The sequence below is a fragment of the Cobetia crustatorum genome, assembly GCF_000591415.1.
In the GTDB taxonomy this organism is placed as follows: Bacteria; Pseudomonadota; Gammaproteobacteria; order Pseudomonadales; family Halomonadaceae; genus Cobetia; species Cobetia crustatorum.
In genome coordinates this window covers 1-15,276 of the sequence record NZ_JEMF01000123.1, presented here as the reverse complement: position 1 = coordinate 15,276, position 15,276 = coordinate 1, and the positions used below count along the sequence as shown (strand labels likewise).

Here is a 15,276-nt window from a genome sequence, read left to right as displayed (position 1 = left end):
ATGGGCAGCCCTTGTTGTGACGACATGGTACTCGGTGTCGTCTATCAGCCTTCCTGCATAGCTTCGAGTTCCATCCAACGCTCCATTGTTTCTTCCAGCACTTTCTGCTTGTGACTGAGCTTCTCAAGCGTGGCGGTAATGGCCGTCGCCTCGCCAGCATAGAAACTCGGTGCTGCAATAGACGCCTCAAGCGCTGCGATCTCGCCCTCGAGTTTCTCGATGACCGCCGGAATCAAATCAAGCTCACGCTGAAACTTGTAGGCCAACTTGACCTTCTTGTTCGCCTGCTGCGCCTTGGCTTCCTCACGCTGACGGCGTTCATCTTCCTCGCGAGCTTCGCGCCGATGCTTTTCCTGACGCTCGCGTTCCTGCTCCCAGGGGGCAGACGGCAGACGTCCGCCCTGACGCACCCAGTCGCTGTAACCACCGACATAAGGTGTAACCTGTCCTTCACCCTCAAAGGCCAGAATGTTGGTGGCCACGTTGTCCATGAAGGCACGGTCGTGAGAAACCAACAGCACAGTGCCGTCGAAGTCGAGCAGTAGCTCTTCCAGCAGCTCCAGCGTCTCGACATCCAGGTCGTTGGTCGGCTCATCGAGTACCAGCACGTTGGCCGGCATGGTGAACAGACGCGCCAGCAGCAAGCGATTGGATTCACCACCTGACAGCGAGCGCACCGGCTGACGGGCACGGTCCGGCGTGAACAGGAAGTTCTGCAGATAGCTCATCACGTGCATGTCACGCCCGCCAACCGTGACACGGTCGCTGCCGCGCGCGACGTTATCGTAGACGGTGGCTTCCATGTCGAGGCCCTTGCGCAGCTGATCGAAGTAAGCGATCTGCAGCTTGGTCCCTTCGATGCGCTTGCCTTCACTGGCTTCGAGCTGGCCGAGCAGAATATGCAACAGTGTCGTCTTGCCCGCGCCGTTGCGACCCAGCAGACCGACCTTGTCGCCGCGCTGAATCTCGACACTCAGGTCACGGATAACCCACTGATCCTGCGTCTCATCGTAGCGATAACTGACATTTTCCAGCTCCACGACCCGCTTGCCACTGCGCTCGGCGGTGTCGACGGCGATACGCGCACGGCCCTGCACTTCGCGGCGCTGGCCACGTTCATCACGCATCTTCTCCAGTGCACGTACGCGGCCTTCGTTACGGGTGCGGCGCGCCTTGACCCCCTGCCGGATCCAGGTTTCTTCCTGAGCCAGCTTCTTGTCGAACTCGGAGTTCTCCTTCGCCTCGACGTCCATCTCATGCTGCTTCTGAGCTTGGTAGCCTTCGTAGTCGCCTGGATAACGTCCGAGACGGCCGCGATCCAGCTCCAGAATCTGGGTAGCAAGACGCTTGAGGAAGGCCCTATCGTGCGTGATGAACAGCACGGCGCCAGAGAAGGCGGCGACCTGCTCTTCCAGCCAGGCGATGGTGTCGAGATCCAGGTGGTTGGTCGGCTCATCGAGCAGCAGCAAGTCAGGGTCAGACACCAATGCACGCGCTAGAGCCACACGACGACGCCAGCCACCCGACAGGTCTTCCATCATCGTATCTTCCGGCAGACCTAGCCGGGTCAGCACGTTGTCGATGCGTTGCTGGAACTGCCAGCCATCGACGCTTTCCAGCGCGACCTGAACGTGTTCAAGGCGCTTGAGATCCGGGTCCGGATCGCTGACCAGATGATGGTACTCGGCCAACAAGGCCCCGGCCTTCGGGAGCCCTTCTGCGACGATATCAAAGATGGTGCGGCCTTCTGGAGCCGGCAGGTCCTGTGACAACACACCGATCTTGAGGCCAGGTGCCTTCCATATTTCACCGGCGTCCGCCTGGAACTCGCCGGTAATCAGCTTGAGCAGCGTGGACTTGCCCGTGCCGTTACGGCCAACAAGTGCCAGGCGCTCACCGCGCTCGACCACAAGGTCGGCGCCATTGAGCAAAACGTGGTGACCATAGGCCAGCTGAAGATTTTCCAGTCGTAACAATGCCATGTGCAACAGCGACTCGTGACGTGTCCATGGCCGGGAAGGCCACGGAGGAAGTGGGAATCTGACGGCGGGAGCCGTCGCCAGCGAGATTCGCTGGTGAATGAGGCCATTCTACCCGAGGCATGACGTGCAGGCGATGCACAGACAACGTTCGCGTTATCTGCAATAACGATCGAAGACTGAAATACAGGCTCGGCTTAGGTAGAATGGCGGACCGCACAATGGTCTGCTTGGCCGCTCCTTGTATTGTTTGCCTGTTCCATGACTATCTTCCCCATGCCTACCTCCTCTGTCTTACCGTGATTCAAGGGTATCTGATGTCCGCACTTCTCCCGCATGCCGACCCCGCTGCTCTGCCGCGCTATTCCGTTGATGGTCTCTCTGACGTCGCACTTGCTGATGAATGTGCGGACCTGTCCCTTGACGAAGAAGGGAGAAAGGAAGCTCTGACTCGCTTGGCGCCGGAGCTACGCTTCGCTAGCCCAATGCCACTAGTGGATATCGGTGCCAACCTGACGCATGAAAGCTACGCCAGTGATATCGAAGGTGTGCTTCTGCGGGCTCGTGCTGCCGGTGTTCAACAGCAGATATTGACGGGGACAAGTCTCGATGGCTCACGTGATGCGCGTGGACTGGCCGCTCGCTATCACGGACTATTTTCCACTGCGGGCGTGCATCCTCACGATGCCAGTCAGTGGAACCGTAGTGTAGAGAGCGGTATCCGTGAGCTACTCAGCCAACCTGAGGTGGTCGCGGTAGGTGAATGCGGTCTCGACTTCAATCGTAATTTCTCGACACCTCAAGAACAGACACAGGCCTTTGAAGCCCAGCTGACATTGGCCGCTGAAAGTGGCCTTCCGCTCTTTCTTCATGAGCGCGATGCTGGCCGCCAGATGCTCGAGATGCTCACGCATTGGCGCGACGATATTTCGCATGCCGTGGTGCACTGTTTCACCGGCGAGCGCGATACGCTCTATGGTTATCTAGACTTGGATCTACATATTGGCCTGACCGGCTGGTTATGTGACGAACGCCGTGGCGAACATCTACGTAGCCTATGCCGCGAGATTCCGCTGGAGCGCTTGATGCTGGAAACGGATTGCCCCTACCTGGTGCCACGCAACCTGCCAGCAAAGCTAAAAGGCCGTCGCCACGAACCCTCGCTACTGGTGTGGATTCTGGCCGAGGTCGCGGCATTGCGTGACATGGAAATTGACGAATTAGCCGATGTCACCACCCGCACCGCCACGAGCTTCTTCCGTCTACCGACCTGCTGAGACTGAATTCGGAAGATCATTCTGGAAAAATACTCAGCATGCCTGCTAACACGCCATTACTTCCGATTTCACCTGCTGTGGACACGATCATGCACGAGTATGAACCCGAAACTGGCGACTTTCCGGCCTTCATCGCCGTCGAGACTGGAGAAGACTCTAGCCTACCGCTAGCCATCGCCTGGGCACTGCCTAACGGTCAGATGAAGCATGTCTTGATCCAGCCTGACGATGAATGGCTCGATGATGAGCTACTCGAGCTAGGCGATTATAGCCTTGAGGACTTGAGAAGCTTCGGTGTCAGCCCACTCGACGTCCTCAAGGAGCTGGAGCAAGATTATTACCAGACCACGCTCTATACCACTGGCATCAATGATGATGAGCACTCTCTCGCGCGCCTGTTCGATGCTTACAACATGGACCCCTTCATCGAGTTCGCACCCGCGGAAGGGCTCTATCCTGAACTTTCACCAGGCGAGTGGGCGCGTGAGCGCAACAACATGATGTTTGAACAAGGCCTACAGCCTTTCCGCCCCGACAACGAAGTGCTGGTCATGCTCGCCATCCATACTCGCCTGCGTGGCGATGGCGTGCGTGGCGACGAGGTGATCAATGGCACTGGTCCGGATTATGAGATCGATTGGGAAGAGGATGTCTGACATCTACCCAGCATCGACCTGATGACGGATGTGCCATTGCTCGTAAGCGCTCAGAATACAAAATGCCCCGGCAACCATTGGGTTGCCGGGGCATTTTTCATGTGCAGTACCGAGATGAGTACCAATCAGCACTTACGGCATCAGGCCTATCAGCTGGACTGACCACCATTACCGCCACTGGAGCGATTACGGCCCCCACGAGTACGGCGACGCGGCTGCTCATCCTTCGACGGCTGCCCAGCCGATGTACGATTGCCATCAACCTCTGGGCGTGATGCAACACGATTACCATCAATTTCACGTGGTGCAGGCGCGCGGTTGCCACGATTATCATCATCCTGCACAACACGCGGTGTCGCTTGGCGCTGACCGCCCGTACGCTGGCCGCCACCATTGCCACGACCTTCACTGGCTGGCTTGCTGCCAGAACGCTGACCATCAGAGCGCTGACCGCCCGTACGCTGGCCGCCGCCATTGCCACGACCTTCACTGGCCGGCTTACCGTCAGAGCGCTGACCACCCGTGCGTTGTCCACTAGAACGTTGACCACTGGCTGGCTTGGCACCCGGTTTGGCAGCGCCAGAGCGCTGACCTCCACGCGGCTGGCGTGGCTCACGTTCCGGCTCGACATCGACTTCCGGTACGAAGCCTTCCACGACAACACGCTTGAGCTTGCCGTTGAGCAGACGCTCGATACCGTTCAGCTCCTTGCGCTCATCACTGGATACCAGTGAGATGGCACGCCCGCTGGCACCGGCGCGACCGGTACGGCCGATACGGTGTACATAGTCTTCCGGCACATTGGGCAATTCGTAGTTCACGACCTGCGGCAGCTGCTCGATATCCAGACCACGTGCCGCGATGTCGGTCGCGACCAGCACACGTACTTCGCCATTCTTGAAACCAGCCAACGCCTTGGTGCGCGCATTCTGACTCTTGTTGCCATGAATCGCCGCGGCACTGATACCTGATTTTTCAAGCTTGGTGGCCAGACGGTTGGCACCGTGTTTGGTACGGGTGAAGACCAGCACCTGGCGCCAGTCTTCCTTGATGATCAGGTGCTTGAGCAGTGAAGGCTTGTGGCTCTTCTCCACGGTGTGGATATGCTGCTCGACTTTCTCGGCAGCCGAGTTACGCGGACTAGCTTCCACGGCAACCGGATTATTAAGCAGCTTGCTGGTCATGCTGCGAATTTCATCGGAGAACGTCGCTGAAAACAGCAGCGTCTGACGCTTGGTCGGCAGTAGCTTGAGCAGGCGACGGATGTCGTGAATGAAGCCCATGTCCAACATGCGGTCAGCTTCGTCCAGCACCAGTGTTTCAAGATCAGAGAAGTCGATGGCTTTCTGAGAGTGCAGATCAAGCAGGCGCCCCGGCGTGGCCGTCAGAATCTCGACACCGGTCGACAGACGGCTGATTTGCGGGTTGATCTTCACGCCGCCAAATACCACCGCATTACGCAGCTTGAGGTGACGTGAATAAGCAGTGACGTTGTCGTCGATCTGTGCGGCCAGCTCGCGTGTGGGCGTGACGATCAAGGCCTTGATCTTGCGGGCACCTGCGGGGGTACTTTGGCTCAGGCGCTCAACCAGCGGCAGTGCAAAACCAGCGGTCTTGCCGGTACCTGTACGCGCGGCAGCCATGACATCACGGCCTTCCAGCACAGCAGGAATCGCGCCTGCCTGCACCGGAGAAGGCGTGGTATAGCCCATCTCAGCAATTGCTTTAAGAATAGGAGCAGACAGCCCCAAGGCGGCAAAAGCCGGGACGGAATTGGCAGTAGTCTCAGTCATCAATATCTCTTCGGCTGACCGGCCACGTACTGGTCGATCATTAAGGAATAGCGCCTGGCCGGGCACGTGCCGGGAAGGGGGAGCGAGGCGTATCAGGCGCAGAGATGAAGGAGTCGGTCAGGGAGACCTCGTCGGACTGCTGCCAGTCGCTCGCGTCAGGCGATGCCCCAGTCTACCATCTTCCGAGCATGACTGCAGAAGGCGACTTGATGACGTACCACGACTCATGTCGCTGTCGAACTGAATGACCTGACTTAATGCCAGTGCAGGGGATAGCGACGATGACGGGCGAGATTATTGATCAGCACAGCCAGCATCAGCATGACGACACATCCAAACCCTACGGGCAGCAAGGCATACCAGTAACCAAAAGAATGCAACGTCGGGCCACCAATTACCGCAATCAGTGCTGTCGCCCCGCCTGGCGGATGCAAAGTGTGCGTCATCTGCATCACCAACAATGCCACCGAGACTGCCATCGCGGCCGCCAGCCAGCCGTCGCCCAGCCATTGAAAGCAGGCCACGCCCACCAGTGCCGACAGCATGTTACCTCCTACCACATTCCGCGGCTGGGCCAGAGGGCTATGGGGCGCACCATATAACAGTACTGAGGTAGCACCGAAGGACCCCACCAACAACAATGAACTGACCGCAAAGTAGTGCGAAGACAACCAGCCAATCAGTGCCATGCCAAGAAAGGCACCCAACCATGACCACAGCGCATCAGCAATATGAGGCTTGCCTCGTGTTAAAGGCCCGCCACGCATCTTGGCAACGTAAGGCTTGATCATATCTTCAATATCCACAGGTATTCATCGCGTGCTTGTTGAGCAAGACACGCTATTTATCGAGCAGGGCACACTATGCGAAGCACGCAGTACGAGCAACTGCTGTATGGCAATAAGCTCATGCATCGCCAGACTTAGCTGACTTAGACTTAGCTCTCGCTACGCGAGGCCACGATAGTGCGCGAGATCACGATGACCGGCAGGATACCGACTGCAACAATCACTAACGCTGGCAGAGCCGCCTGCTCCAGCATTTCATCAGAAGCGTACTGATAGACATGCGTGGCGAGAGTGTCAAAGTTGAAGGGCCGCAGTAGTAGCGTAGCGGGTAGCTCCTTCATGGCATCGACGAATACCACCAGCGCTGCGGTCAGCAAACCGGGGCGAATCAGCGGTAGATGCACGCGTCGGAGCGTCGAGAGCGTATTTTCCCCCAGTGAGCGCGCTGCCATGTCCATCGATGGCGTGACCTTGTCGAGGCTCGATTCGATCGCCCCGGCAGCAATCGCCAGAAAGCGCACAACATAAGCGATGATGATCGCGCCCATAGTGCCGGTCAGCAGCAGACCGCTGGAGATACCGAAGTTGGCACGCAGGAAGCTATCAAGCGCATTATCGAAGCCTGCGAGCGGTACTAGTACACCCAAGCCTAGTACCGCACCGGGCATGGCATAGCCGAGGCTCGATAACTTGAGTGCCTGCTGTACGCTGGCAGTACGGTCCAGTCGCTTGGCATAGGCCAGCAATACACCAATGATCAGGGTCAACACTGCAGCGCTGACCGCCAGCATCAAGCTATTCAGCGCGTAGCCGGCGAAGTCGAGTGTCCACGACTCATCGAAGTAGCGAATGGCGTGGCGCGCCAACAGTCCAACGGGCAATAGAAAGCCGAATAACAGCGGCAGCAAGCACGCCAACGATGCCAGTGCCGCACGCCAGCCAGTTAGCCTGGGACGCTGATAGCGGCGATAGCGATCGCCCTTACCGAACTGACGCTGACGGCGACGTGCATGGCGTTCAAGCCAGATCAGCGTTACCACGAAGATCATCAGACACAGAGCGATCTGGGCGGCACCGCGCAGGCTGCCCATATTGAGCCAGACATTAAAGATGCCTGCCGTCAGCGAACGCACGGCAAAATAGTCCACCGTGCCGAAATCGTTGAGCGCTTCCATCATGGCCAGCGCCAGCCCGACGGCAATCGCCGGGCGAGCACTGGGTAACGCTACGCGCCAGAAACTCTGCCAGCCATTGCAGCCCAGTGTACGACTGGCATCTCTCAGCGAAGGTGACTGATCAAGAAACGCTGAGCGCGCCAGCATGAAGACATAGGGAAACAGCACCAGCGATAGCATGATGATGGCGCCGCCCAGACTCCTGATCTCGGGAAAGTAGTAATCCTGAGGTGAATTCCAGCCAAACAGCGCCCGCAGCGCACCCTGAAAGGGTCCCGCGTACTCGAAGACATCGGTATAGATATAGGCGATCACATTGGCAGGAATCGCGAACGGCAGCAGCAACGACCACTCAAAGGTCCGCCGCATCGGAAACTGATACATGGTGGTCAGCCAAGCCGAGACCACACCCATGCTGCCACTGAGTATCGCCACGCCTGCGACTAGCGCAAGGCTGGTCATCACGTAATCCGGCAGTACAGTAGATGCCAGATGTGGCCATATTCCGACCCCCGCCTGATCACTGCCATCATCCCCAAAGAGTGCCAACCAGATAATGGCCAACACCGGCATGACAACAAGTGCAGCGACCCCCCAGGCCGTGACGAACCAACCCATATGGGTGCCGAGACGACGCTGTCGGCGCCGAATAGCAGCGTCGTCTGCTGTCGTATCAATACCCACTGTTGAACCCCCTGCCGTACTCCCTGTCGCGAAAGGAGCACCCTCAAGGCCTGCACCTTGCTCTGCCAACAGCCGCTTGCCTTGCGTCATCTGACTTCCTCGCTATCCCGCCAACTGCAATTGCGTCTATTTTACATGGTTTACGCAAACGAAGAGGGGCTGTCGCATCGCGACAGCCCCTCTTCGTTCATGACGCCTCGTCCGGCGGTATTTTCCGTCGGCGAGCGTCCTTACTGGTTGAAGCCGACTTCATTGACCATCTGCGCGGCGCGCTTGCGGTACTTGGCGACTTCCGTCAGTGACAAGTCATCCTGCTTGAACTCACCCCAGGAAGTGAGCAGTTCAGAGCTTTCTGCTTCCGGATTGGCCGGATACTCGAAATTGACCTCGGCATACATGTGCTGAGCGGTCTTCTCGGTGAGGAAACGCATCAGGTTGAGTGCATTTTCTTCATGCGGCGCGTACTTGGTCATCGCCATCCCGGAGATGTTCATGTGCGTGCCAACGCCGTTCTGATCCGGGAATTCGATGCGTGCCTTCTCGGCCCACGGACGCTGCTCGTCATTATCCAGCATCTTGCCGTAGTAATAGCTATTGCCGATGGCCACGTCACAGACGTTGTCACGAATCGCCTTGATCTGATCACGATCACCACCTTGCGGCTTACGCGCCAGATTGTTCTTGAAGCCTTCCAGCCACTCGCGAGTCGCTTCTTCGCCATTGTGCGCGATACGTGAGGCAATCAGCGCGACGTTGTACGGGTGATCACCGGCACGTGAGCAGACGCGGCCCTTCAGGCTCGGATCAGCCAGGTCGTCATAGCTCGAGACCTGACCAGCTTCAAGACGATCCACGCTGGTATAGAGCACACGGGCGCGCGTAGTGATACCAAACCACTGATTCTCCGGACCATGATACTGCGCAGGCAGATTGGCCTCGATGACCTCGTCATTGACGCTCTTGACCAGTTCTTCATCGACCAGCTCCTGCAGGCGTCCCACATCGACGGTCAACAACACGTCAGCAGGCGTGTTGCGGCCTTCGCGTTTGAGACGCTCTGCCAAGCCTTGCTTGGCGAATACTACATTGACCTTGACGCCAGTTTCCTCGGTGAATTCCTTGAGGAACGGTTCAATCAGATAAGCCTGGCGATAGGAATAGACATTGACCTCTTCCTGAGCCTGCGCCGGCAACGCGGTGACCGCAGTAGCACCAACAAGCGCGCCAAGTAACAGCTTACGGAAGGAGGATGCAGAAATCGTGGATACAGCAGTCATCGAATGCCCCTGTTCAAAAGGTCTCTGCCTTATACCCGACGATGCAGGAAAAGCAGAATGATTGTGACAATACGAATCATTCTAATCACAAAGCCTTTGCGACCGCAACGTGAGTGCAACGCTGACTTGCATGATACGCAATCCCGCCACTGCATCATGACAGCCGCCCATCCTGTCCCCGCGCGGGCAATAGCGGTAGTGCTCGCTTTATCGCGTCTTCCGTTGTCAGGCCACGCTGCCAGACATCTTTCAGTGCATGACAGAAGGCTGCAGCACGGGCAGGCATGCCATTCTGTTCATACTCTGCCGCCCGCTGAGTAACTCGCTGGGCAAAGGCGTCGCGATCAACCTCAAGCCCGAGATTATCAACGCTGACATGAAACGGCTTGTCCACCGCAGCGTGGAAGAGCATCTCCAGCGCCTGCGGGGCGACTTCCACACTCTCGAAGGCTGTCTGCTGCTCAGTATCACGCCCGTCAGGCGCGTACCAATAGCCGTAGTCTTCCTTGAGACGGCGAGCAGCACCCGCGATGCACCAGTGGCTGACTTCATGCAATGCACTGGAGAAGAAGCCACGCGCCAGATAAATACGGTGATGGCGACTCTCTCTCTCTTCACGCTCGTCATCATCACCTCTCTCGCCTGTTTGCGTCAGGCGCATGCCTGCCGGCAGATAAAGCGGTTCTTCAGGTGCGCGGCGCAGCAACGTATTGAATGTCTCGGCGAACAGGCCATCGAACAGCGCGATCAGGGGTGCCAGTTCATGGCCATGCACTAGCGTCGATACAGGCGCATCAAGGATGGCTTTACTGGGCATGAACGAGCGACAAGTAGAGGAGAACTCGGAAGACGGCAGCACGGGCAACTCTCGGCAATCACGTCATGCGTGACAATGTCAGTGGAAGGCACAGCAGGCAGATTTTAGCCCTCTAAACGTTGTCATTATACGTGGCTTGCCCATCGAACGTCATTTCAGCTGACAGCTCATTGCACAGCCACGATAATTCACTCTACTCCGTCCCGCGGGCAGGCCTTATCTGCTAGGATGGCGCCCTTAAGCAAGAATGATTCTCGATTACTAGCAGGAGCCCATCGTGCACGCCGCTGATTCACCGCCCTCTTCAGGCCCACCTCCCCCCCTTCTTCCCAGGGTGCGCATAGAAACCTCGCGCCTGCTTAAACTAGCGCTGCCTATCTGTGGCGCTCAGCTGGCTCAGGCTGGTATGAGTGCCGTAGACATACTGATGACAGGGCGCTCCAGTGCCACAGATCTTGCCGCGGTTTCAGTAGGCTCAAGCCTGTGGGTACCCTTGTTGCTACTGATGGCTGGCACGCTGATGGGGCTGACGCCGGTCGTCGCGCAATTGATGGGCGGTAATCGTAGCGGTGAGGTGCGCGATAATGTGCACCAATCACTATGGATTTCACTCGTGCTCGGTAGCGTATCAGGGCTTGCACTTTGGTATCTGGCAGTCCCTATATTCACGGCAATGGACGTGCCTTCTGCTGTTGCTGAGCAAGCGACGCTCTATTTGATGGCCATTGCATGGGGGATGCCAGGCGCAGCCTTCTATCAGGTACTGCGCGCCTATTCCGATGGCATGAATCATACCCGGCCTGCCTTGATCATCAGCCTGGTAGGGCTGCTATCGAATATCCCGCTCAATTACGTATTGATTTACGGCTCCGCGGGGGTAGACGAGCTGCTGGGAATCACCCTTCCCGGAATATTGGGCGATATTCCCGCCATGGGTGCCGCCGGTTGTGGCATTGCAACAGGTCTCGCCATGTGGATCATGTGCCTGAGCATGTTCGCCTATACTCGTCGCAGCAGCGCATATCGTGCAGTCGCGCTGTGGTGCCAGCCCAGCCCGCCACAGTTCAAGAAAATAGCGGAACTGCTCAAGGTCGGCCTGCCTATTGGCATCGCCATCTTCTTTGAAGTCACTCTGTTCACGGTCATTGCTCTATTCGTGGCTAGCTTTGGTGAAATCAAGGTCGCTGCACATCAAGTAGCACTCAACTTCACCTCGCTGTTGTTCATGCTGCCGCTATCGATGGCAATGGCGCTTACCGTGAGGGTCGGCCATACCATCGGACGTGGAGATATGCGTGAGGCGCGCTTCGTCGCATGGAATGGTGTCGCTTTCTCGCTAGTAGTGGCGCTGGTCAATGATATGGTGATCTGGGTGTTGGCAGAACCAGCAGTTGCTCTCTATACCAGCAACCTCAAAGTACAGGCGCTGGCACTGTCATTGATAACGCTAGCGATGCTTTACCAGGTGTCCGACTCCCTGCAGGTCGCGATGGCAGGCGCACTACGTGGCTTCAAGGACACTCGTATCATCATGTTGATTACCATGTTCGCCTATTGGGTCGTCGGACTTGGCGGTGGCCATCTCCTGGGCGTCGGCAGTGAAGCCTTCCCTGTCTGGCCATGGCCTGTAGAGGAAATGGGCGTCTATGGCTATTGGATTGGCATGGTCGCGGGACTCACCGTCGCAGCGATTCTGCTCGGTTGGCGGCTATGGGTCATTGCGCGTCGCGCCATCAAGGGTGATGGCCTGCCCGGATAAGTACTGCATGAAATTAAGCACTCCTCGAGTACTTAATTACGAGGCGCCATTACAGGCTTTATCTAACGCGACATAGCATTCCACAAGAGCTCACTGACTGGTTCCCATCTGGTCAGTGAGCTCTTGCGTTTAAACAGAAAAGTGAACATGGACGGTCATTTCGTCCAAGAAGGGGTTACCGTCAAGGCTAAGGCTGTGCTAATGGTTATTGAGGGCGGTACGTTCTTTACCCCAAGACTTGATCTTTCTGCACGGGGAAAGACGTACCAGCACACGCCGAGGGCGATCGACAAGCTGCTGAGGAGGGTTCGTCATGGGCGTACCAGTTTCTTCCCCCCGCTCTGCCAAGGTCATCGACCTAAGTGTCATGCGCGACAGAATGCGGGCAAGACGCCGCGTTCTCCGTCTTGCACCGGAAAACGATGGTCTCGAAATGCTCTATCAACTCGACAGCGACCCGGAGAGCTATTACAGCATTCCAGTGCTGGCTTGGGGGCTACGTGAGGATGGTGAAGTGGTCGGTATGGTGCCGTGGATGGAGAGTCTAATCCCCTGCCACGAGCTTGAAGACCCACAGCAAGGCCATTTTGTCGGTTATCGCGATCCGGAAACCGATGATGTTTTCATGCTGGCACCTGATCACAAGGTGTTCGAGCTGGAACACGCGGCGGCCTATTACGACTATGAAGCATCGGAAAAGACCACACTATTGCAGCAGCTACCCGATACGCTGGGAACTCATGCACTATGCATGACGAATAGTGCATCGCAGTGGCAGCTCAAGCAGGTCTTTGGCTGGCGTCTGTACAGTGATGGCAATATCGAAGCGTTACTGGTCGATGAGGCTCGTGTAACGCAGACTCCAGTATTGGCGGGCGATGACTGCCTATATCCTGGTCGGAGTCGCCACGATATGGTCTATTTCTTCCAGCGCGCCGTAGCCAATCAGATTCGTGAGCAGGACCCGGCAACGCTGGAAGCTCTCGCGGTGATGATGACCGGCGACAACAGCGATCAGGTCAGCGTAGGGGTTCATGACTGCGAAGCCTGACATGCTGAACCTGCTACCTGCTGAGCTCAGCTGATGCGGATGTAATACAGGAATTGCTCCGGCGTTTCATGACGTAGCTCCAGAGTGTGTCCAAGGAAGGTGCAAAACTTGGGCACATCCCGAGTGGTCGCGGGGTCAGTAGCTATCACTTTGAGCAAATCTCCAGAAGATAGCTCACGTACCTTATTGTGCAGCATCATGATGGGCTCTGGGCAATATAGCCCACTGGTTTCGAGTTCAGCATCAGGCACAGGTAGAGTAGTATCGGTCATCGAAGGCTCCTGAAAATCCTGCCGCCAAGAGACGGCATGTGCAAAGTGGGGGGAGACAGGCATGATCAAGGTACTGATCGAACGGCATATCATGCCGGGGCTGGAACAGGATTACGAACAAGCTTCACGAGAAGTCGTGAGGGAGGCCATGCATGCACAAGGCTTCATTTCCGGTGAGAACCTGGTGGAAAGTGGCCGCCCAGGTCATCGTATTTTGATTACCTCATGGCGAGATGCAAGAGCCTGGCAGGAATGGTCAGTCAGTAACGCACGAGACCGTATGATGGCGCGTCTGGGCCCCATGCTATCCCAACCTGAGCGTATCGTGATGCTCGAGCACACCTGAGTGCATTCGGCTGCTGGTTGGCTACTCAAAGCGAAAACGAAAGACTGAAACAAAAATCCCACGTACCGCAATCGCGGCCGTGGGTTTTTTGTTGATATATCAGGCCACAAGATGGCTGAGCTTAGTGCGTGATACGTACGTGTACAGTGACTTCTTCCCGATCATGGTAGAGATGGCGACAGCGAATCTCAGCCCCGACATGAGAGTTCTCAAGACTCTGTGCCAGGTAATCAAGGCAACGCGACACTTCTTTCCAGCGCTGTTTCATCGGCAGCTTGAGATTGAAGACCGCTTCGTTGCACCAGCGCTTCTTCAGCCAGCGCTCGACCATCTCAGTCACACGGATGGGGCGATCAACAATATCGCAGACCAACCAATCAAGGCGCAATGGCGGCTCCCAGGTAAAGCCATCCTCCTTGAGGTGCTCTACCTGTCCGGTCGCCATCAGGTCCTTGTTCATGGGGCCATTATCGATGGCAAACACAAACATGCCCTTCTCTACCAATTGGAAAGTCCAGCCTCCCGGCGCAGCCCCCAGATCAGCAGCTTGCATACCGGTCGCAATACGACGCTCCCACTGATCGCGCGGTACGAATTCATGCCACGCCTCTTCCAGCTTGAGAGTAGAGCGGCTCGGTGCGCGACTCGGCGAACGTAAGTGGCGAATACCATTGGCGTACTCACTACGGTTACCCGGGAAACTCATCCCCAGCTGTACTTCATCGCCATCAGTCCAGAACACATGCAGCGCACGACCACCAGCCTTGCGACGCAGTGCACCACGCTTCTTGAGCGCAGATTCCAACGGGCGACCTACCGCCTTGCCAAGCCCGGAGAGCGCCTTGCCGTCATTGGTGTCCGGCATCTCGTGACGAATCTCTTCAAAGCTCCAGCCAGCATCCACCACCTGCTGCAGAATCGGAGAGACGCGATTCTCGCGTGACATGCCTACCATCGGCTCCAATGCCACGAGCGTCTGGCGCGCAAACACCAGTGCTTCCAGCGGCATCTCACGATGCAAGGTGTTGGCAGGCTCGTCGCCAGTCACCACGTAACGCACAAAACCACTGTTACGTGCCGCAATGGGGTAGCCCGGCGCACCAACATAGGCAGCTTTCTCACAGACTTCTGCAGCAAGATCAGCCTCGAAGCCAGGGCGGCAATACAGCAACAGTTCTTGAGGTTGCATCATCATCTCCAGTACAGAAGGCTGGGGAGTCTAACGTCTTGCCCCTACCTTCTACAAACGTGCACGCATGGCTGCAGTGACTGAATCACCGAAGCATTAAATCTCACGCATACTTTTTGACTTACAAAGAGAACCGCCCCTGCAGCAAGGCTACAGGGGCGGTTCAGTATAGGTGCCTGACGATGACCTACTCTCGCATGGAGAAACTCCACA

13 protein-coding genes are annotated in these 15,276 nt (G+C 56.9%); 5 read left to right on the top strand and 8 right to left on the bottom strand.

Annotation, left to right across the window (positions count from 1 at the left end; all coding sequences use genetic code 11):
* Positions 1–44: 44 nt before the first annotated feature.
* Positions 45–1,982, bottom strand: a complete 1,938-nt coding sequence (locus tag BF12_RS0117450; protein ID WP_024953382.1) for an ATP-binding cassette domain-containing protein — start codon at positions 1,980–1,982, stop codon at positions 45–47.
* A 482-nt stretch (positions 1,983–2,464) separates the two neighbouring features.
* Between BF12_RS0117450 and BF12_RS0117445 the strand changes: the two genes are divergently transcribed.
* Together BF12_RS0117445 and BF12_RS0117440 are read left to right on the top strand one after the other, a co-directional pair.
* On the top strand, positions 2,465–3,256 hold the full coding sequence (locus BF12_RS0117445) for a TatD family hydrolase (RefSeq protein ID WP_051511154.1): 792 nt from the start codon (positions 2,465–2,467) through the stop codon (positions 3,254–3,256).
* A gap of 89 nt (positions 3,257–3,345) precedes the next feature.
* On the top strand, positions 3,346–3,912 hold the full coding sequence (locus tag BF12_RS0117440; protein ID WP_024953380.1) for a hypothetical protein: 567 nt from the start codon (positions 3,346–3,348) through the stop codon (positions 3,910–3,912).
* A 149-nt stretch (positions 3,913–4,061) separates the two neighbouring features.
* Here the strand turns inward: BF12_RS0117440 and BF12_RS0117435 are convergent, their stop codons facing one another.
* The 5 genes from BF12_RS0117435 to BF12_RS0117415 form a co-directional block, all read right to left on the bottom strand.
* On the bottom strand, positions 4,062–5,705 hold the full coding sequence (locus BF12_RS0117435; protein ID WP_024953379.1) for a DEAD/DEAH box helicase: 1,644 nt from the start codon (positions 5,703–5,705) through the stop codon (positions 4,062–4,064).
* Between the two features lie 254 nt (positions 5,706–5,959).
* Complete coding sequence (locus tag BF12_RS0117430) at positions 5,960–6,496, bottom strand: HPP family protein (RefSeq protein WP_176426397.1); 537 nt, start codon at positions 6,494–6,496, stop codon at positions 5,960–5,962.
* A gap of 146 nt (positions 6,497–6,642) precedes the next feature.
* Positions 6,643–8,442 (bottom strand): ABC transporter permease, encoded by a 1,800-nt coding sequence (locus BF12_RS0117425; protein WP_024953377.1) that lies wholly within the window; start codon positions 8,440–8,442, stop codon positions 6,643–6,645.
* 140 nt (positions 8,443–8,582) lie between these two features.
* Positions 8,583–9,629, bottom strand: coding sequence for a Fe(3+) ABC transporter substrate-binding protein (locus tag BF12_RS0117420; protein WP_024953376.1), 1,047 nt, complete (start codon positions 9,627–9,629; stop codon positions 8,583–8,585).
* A gap of 154 nt (positions 9,630–9,783) precedes the next feature.
* On the bottom strand, positions 9,784–10,488 hold the full coding sequence (locus BF12_RS0117415; RefSeq protein WP_024953375.1) for an elongation factor P hydroxylase: 705 nt from the start codon (positions 10,486–10,488) through the stop codon (positions 9,784–9,786).
* 292 nt (positions 10,489–10,780) lie between these two features.
* On the opposite strand from BF12_RS0117415, the gene BF12_RS0117410 reads away from it, so the two are divergent.
* Both BF12_RS0117410 and BF12_RS0117405 read left to right on the top strand, forming a co-directional pair.
* Positions 10,781–12,205, top strand: coding sequence for an MATE family efflux transporter (locus tag BF12_RS0117410; RefSeq protein WP_024953374.1), 1,425 nt, complete (start codon positions 10,781–10,783; stop codon positions 12,203–12,205).
* 313 nt (positions 12,206–12,518) lie between these two features.
* Positions 12,519–13,256 (top strand): hypothetical protein, encoded by a 738-nt coding sequence (locus BF12_RS0117405; RefSeq protein ID WP_024953373.1) that lies wholly within the window; start codon positions 12,519–12,521, stop codon positions 13,254–13,256.
* 26 nt (positions 13,257–13,282) lie between these two features.
* Here BF12_RS0117405 and tusA read toward each other — a convergent pair whose 3' ends face one another.
* Positions 13,283–13,528 (bottom strand): sulfurtransferase TusA, encoded by a 246-nt coding sequence (tusA, locus tag BF12_RS0117400; protein ID WP_024953372.1) that lies wholly within the window; start codon positions 13,526–13,528, stop codon positions 13,283–13,285.
* Between the two features lie 61 nt (positions 13,529–13,589).
* Between tusA and BF12_RS0117395 the strand changes: the two genes are divergently transcribed.
* Positions 13,590–13,874, top strand: coding sequence for an antibiotic biosynthesis monooxygenase family protein (locus BF12_RS0117395; protein WP_024953371.1), 285 nt, complete (start codon positions 13,590–13,592; stop codon positions 13,872–13,874).
* Positions 13,875–13,995: 121 nt separating this feature from the next.
* Here BF12_RS0117395 and rlmM read toward each other — a convergent pair whose 3' ends face one another.
* The gene (rlmM, locus tag BF12_RS0117390; protein WP_035160575.1) at positions 13,996–15,069 is read right to left on the bottom strand and encodes a 23S rRNA (cytidine(2498)-2'-O)-methyltransferase RlmM; all 1,074 of its coding nucleotides are present in this window, start codon (positions 15,067–15,069) and stop codon (positions 13,996–13,998) included.
* Between the last annotated feature and the right edge of the window lie 207 nt (positions 15,070–15,276).

Bases quoted from the DNA above. Each gene is read 5' to 3' on its own strand.
- BF12_RS0117420 (WP_024953376.1), bottom strand. From the start codon at position 9,629: ATGACTGCTGTATCCACGATTTCTGCATCCTCCTTCCGTAAGCTGTTA.
- BF12_RS0117445 (WP_051511154.1), top strand. From the start codon at position 2,465: ATGCCACTAGTGGATATCGGTGCCAACCTGACGCATGAAAGCTACGCC.
- BF12_RS0117405 (WP_024953373.1), top strand. From the start codon at position 12,519: ATGGGCGTACCAGTTTCTTCCCCCCGCTCTGCCAAGGTCATCGACCTA.
- BF12_RS0117425 (WP_024953377.1), bottom strand. From the start codon at position 8,442: ATGACGCAAGGCAAGCGGCTGTTGGCAGAGCAAGGTGCAGGCCTTGAG.
- BF12_RS0117435 (WP_024953379.1), bottom strand. From the start codon at position 5,705: ATGACTGAGACTACTGCCAATTCCGTCCCGGCTTTTGCCGCCTTGGGG.
- BF12_RS0117430 (WP_176426397.1), bottom strand. From the start codon at position 6,496: ATGATCAAGCCTTACGTTGCCAAGATGCGTGGCGGGCCTTTAACACGA.
- rlmM (WP_035160575.1), bottom strand. From the start codon at position 15,069: ATGATGATGCAACCTCAAGAACTGTTGCTGTATTGCCGCCCTGGCTTC.
- tusA (WP_024953372.1), bottom strand. From the start codon at position 13,528: ATGACCGATACTACTCTACCTGTGCCTGATGCTGAACTCGAAACCAGT.
- BF12_RS0117440 (WP_024953380.1), top strand. From the start codon at position 3,346: ATGCACGAGTATGAACCCGAAACTGGCGACTTTCCGGCCTTCATCGCC.
- BF12_RS0117395 (WP_024953371.1), top strand. From the start codon at position 13,590: ATGATCAAGGTACTGATCGAACGGCATATCATGCCGGGGCTGGAACAG.
- BF12_RS0117450 (WP_024953382.1), bottom strand. From the start codon at position 1,982: ATGGCATTGTTACGACTGGAAAATCTTCAGCTGGCCTATGGTCACCAC.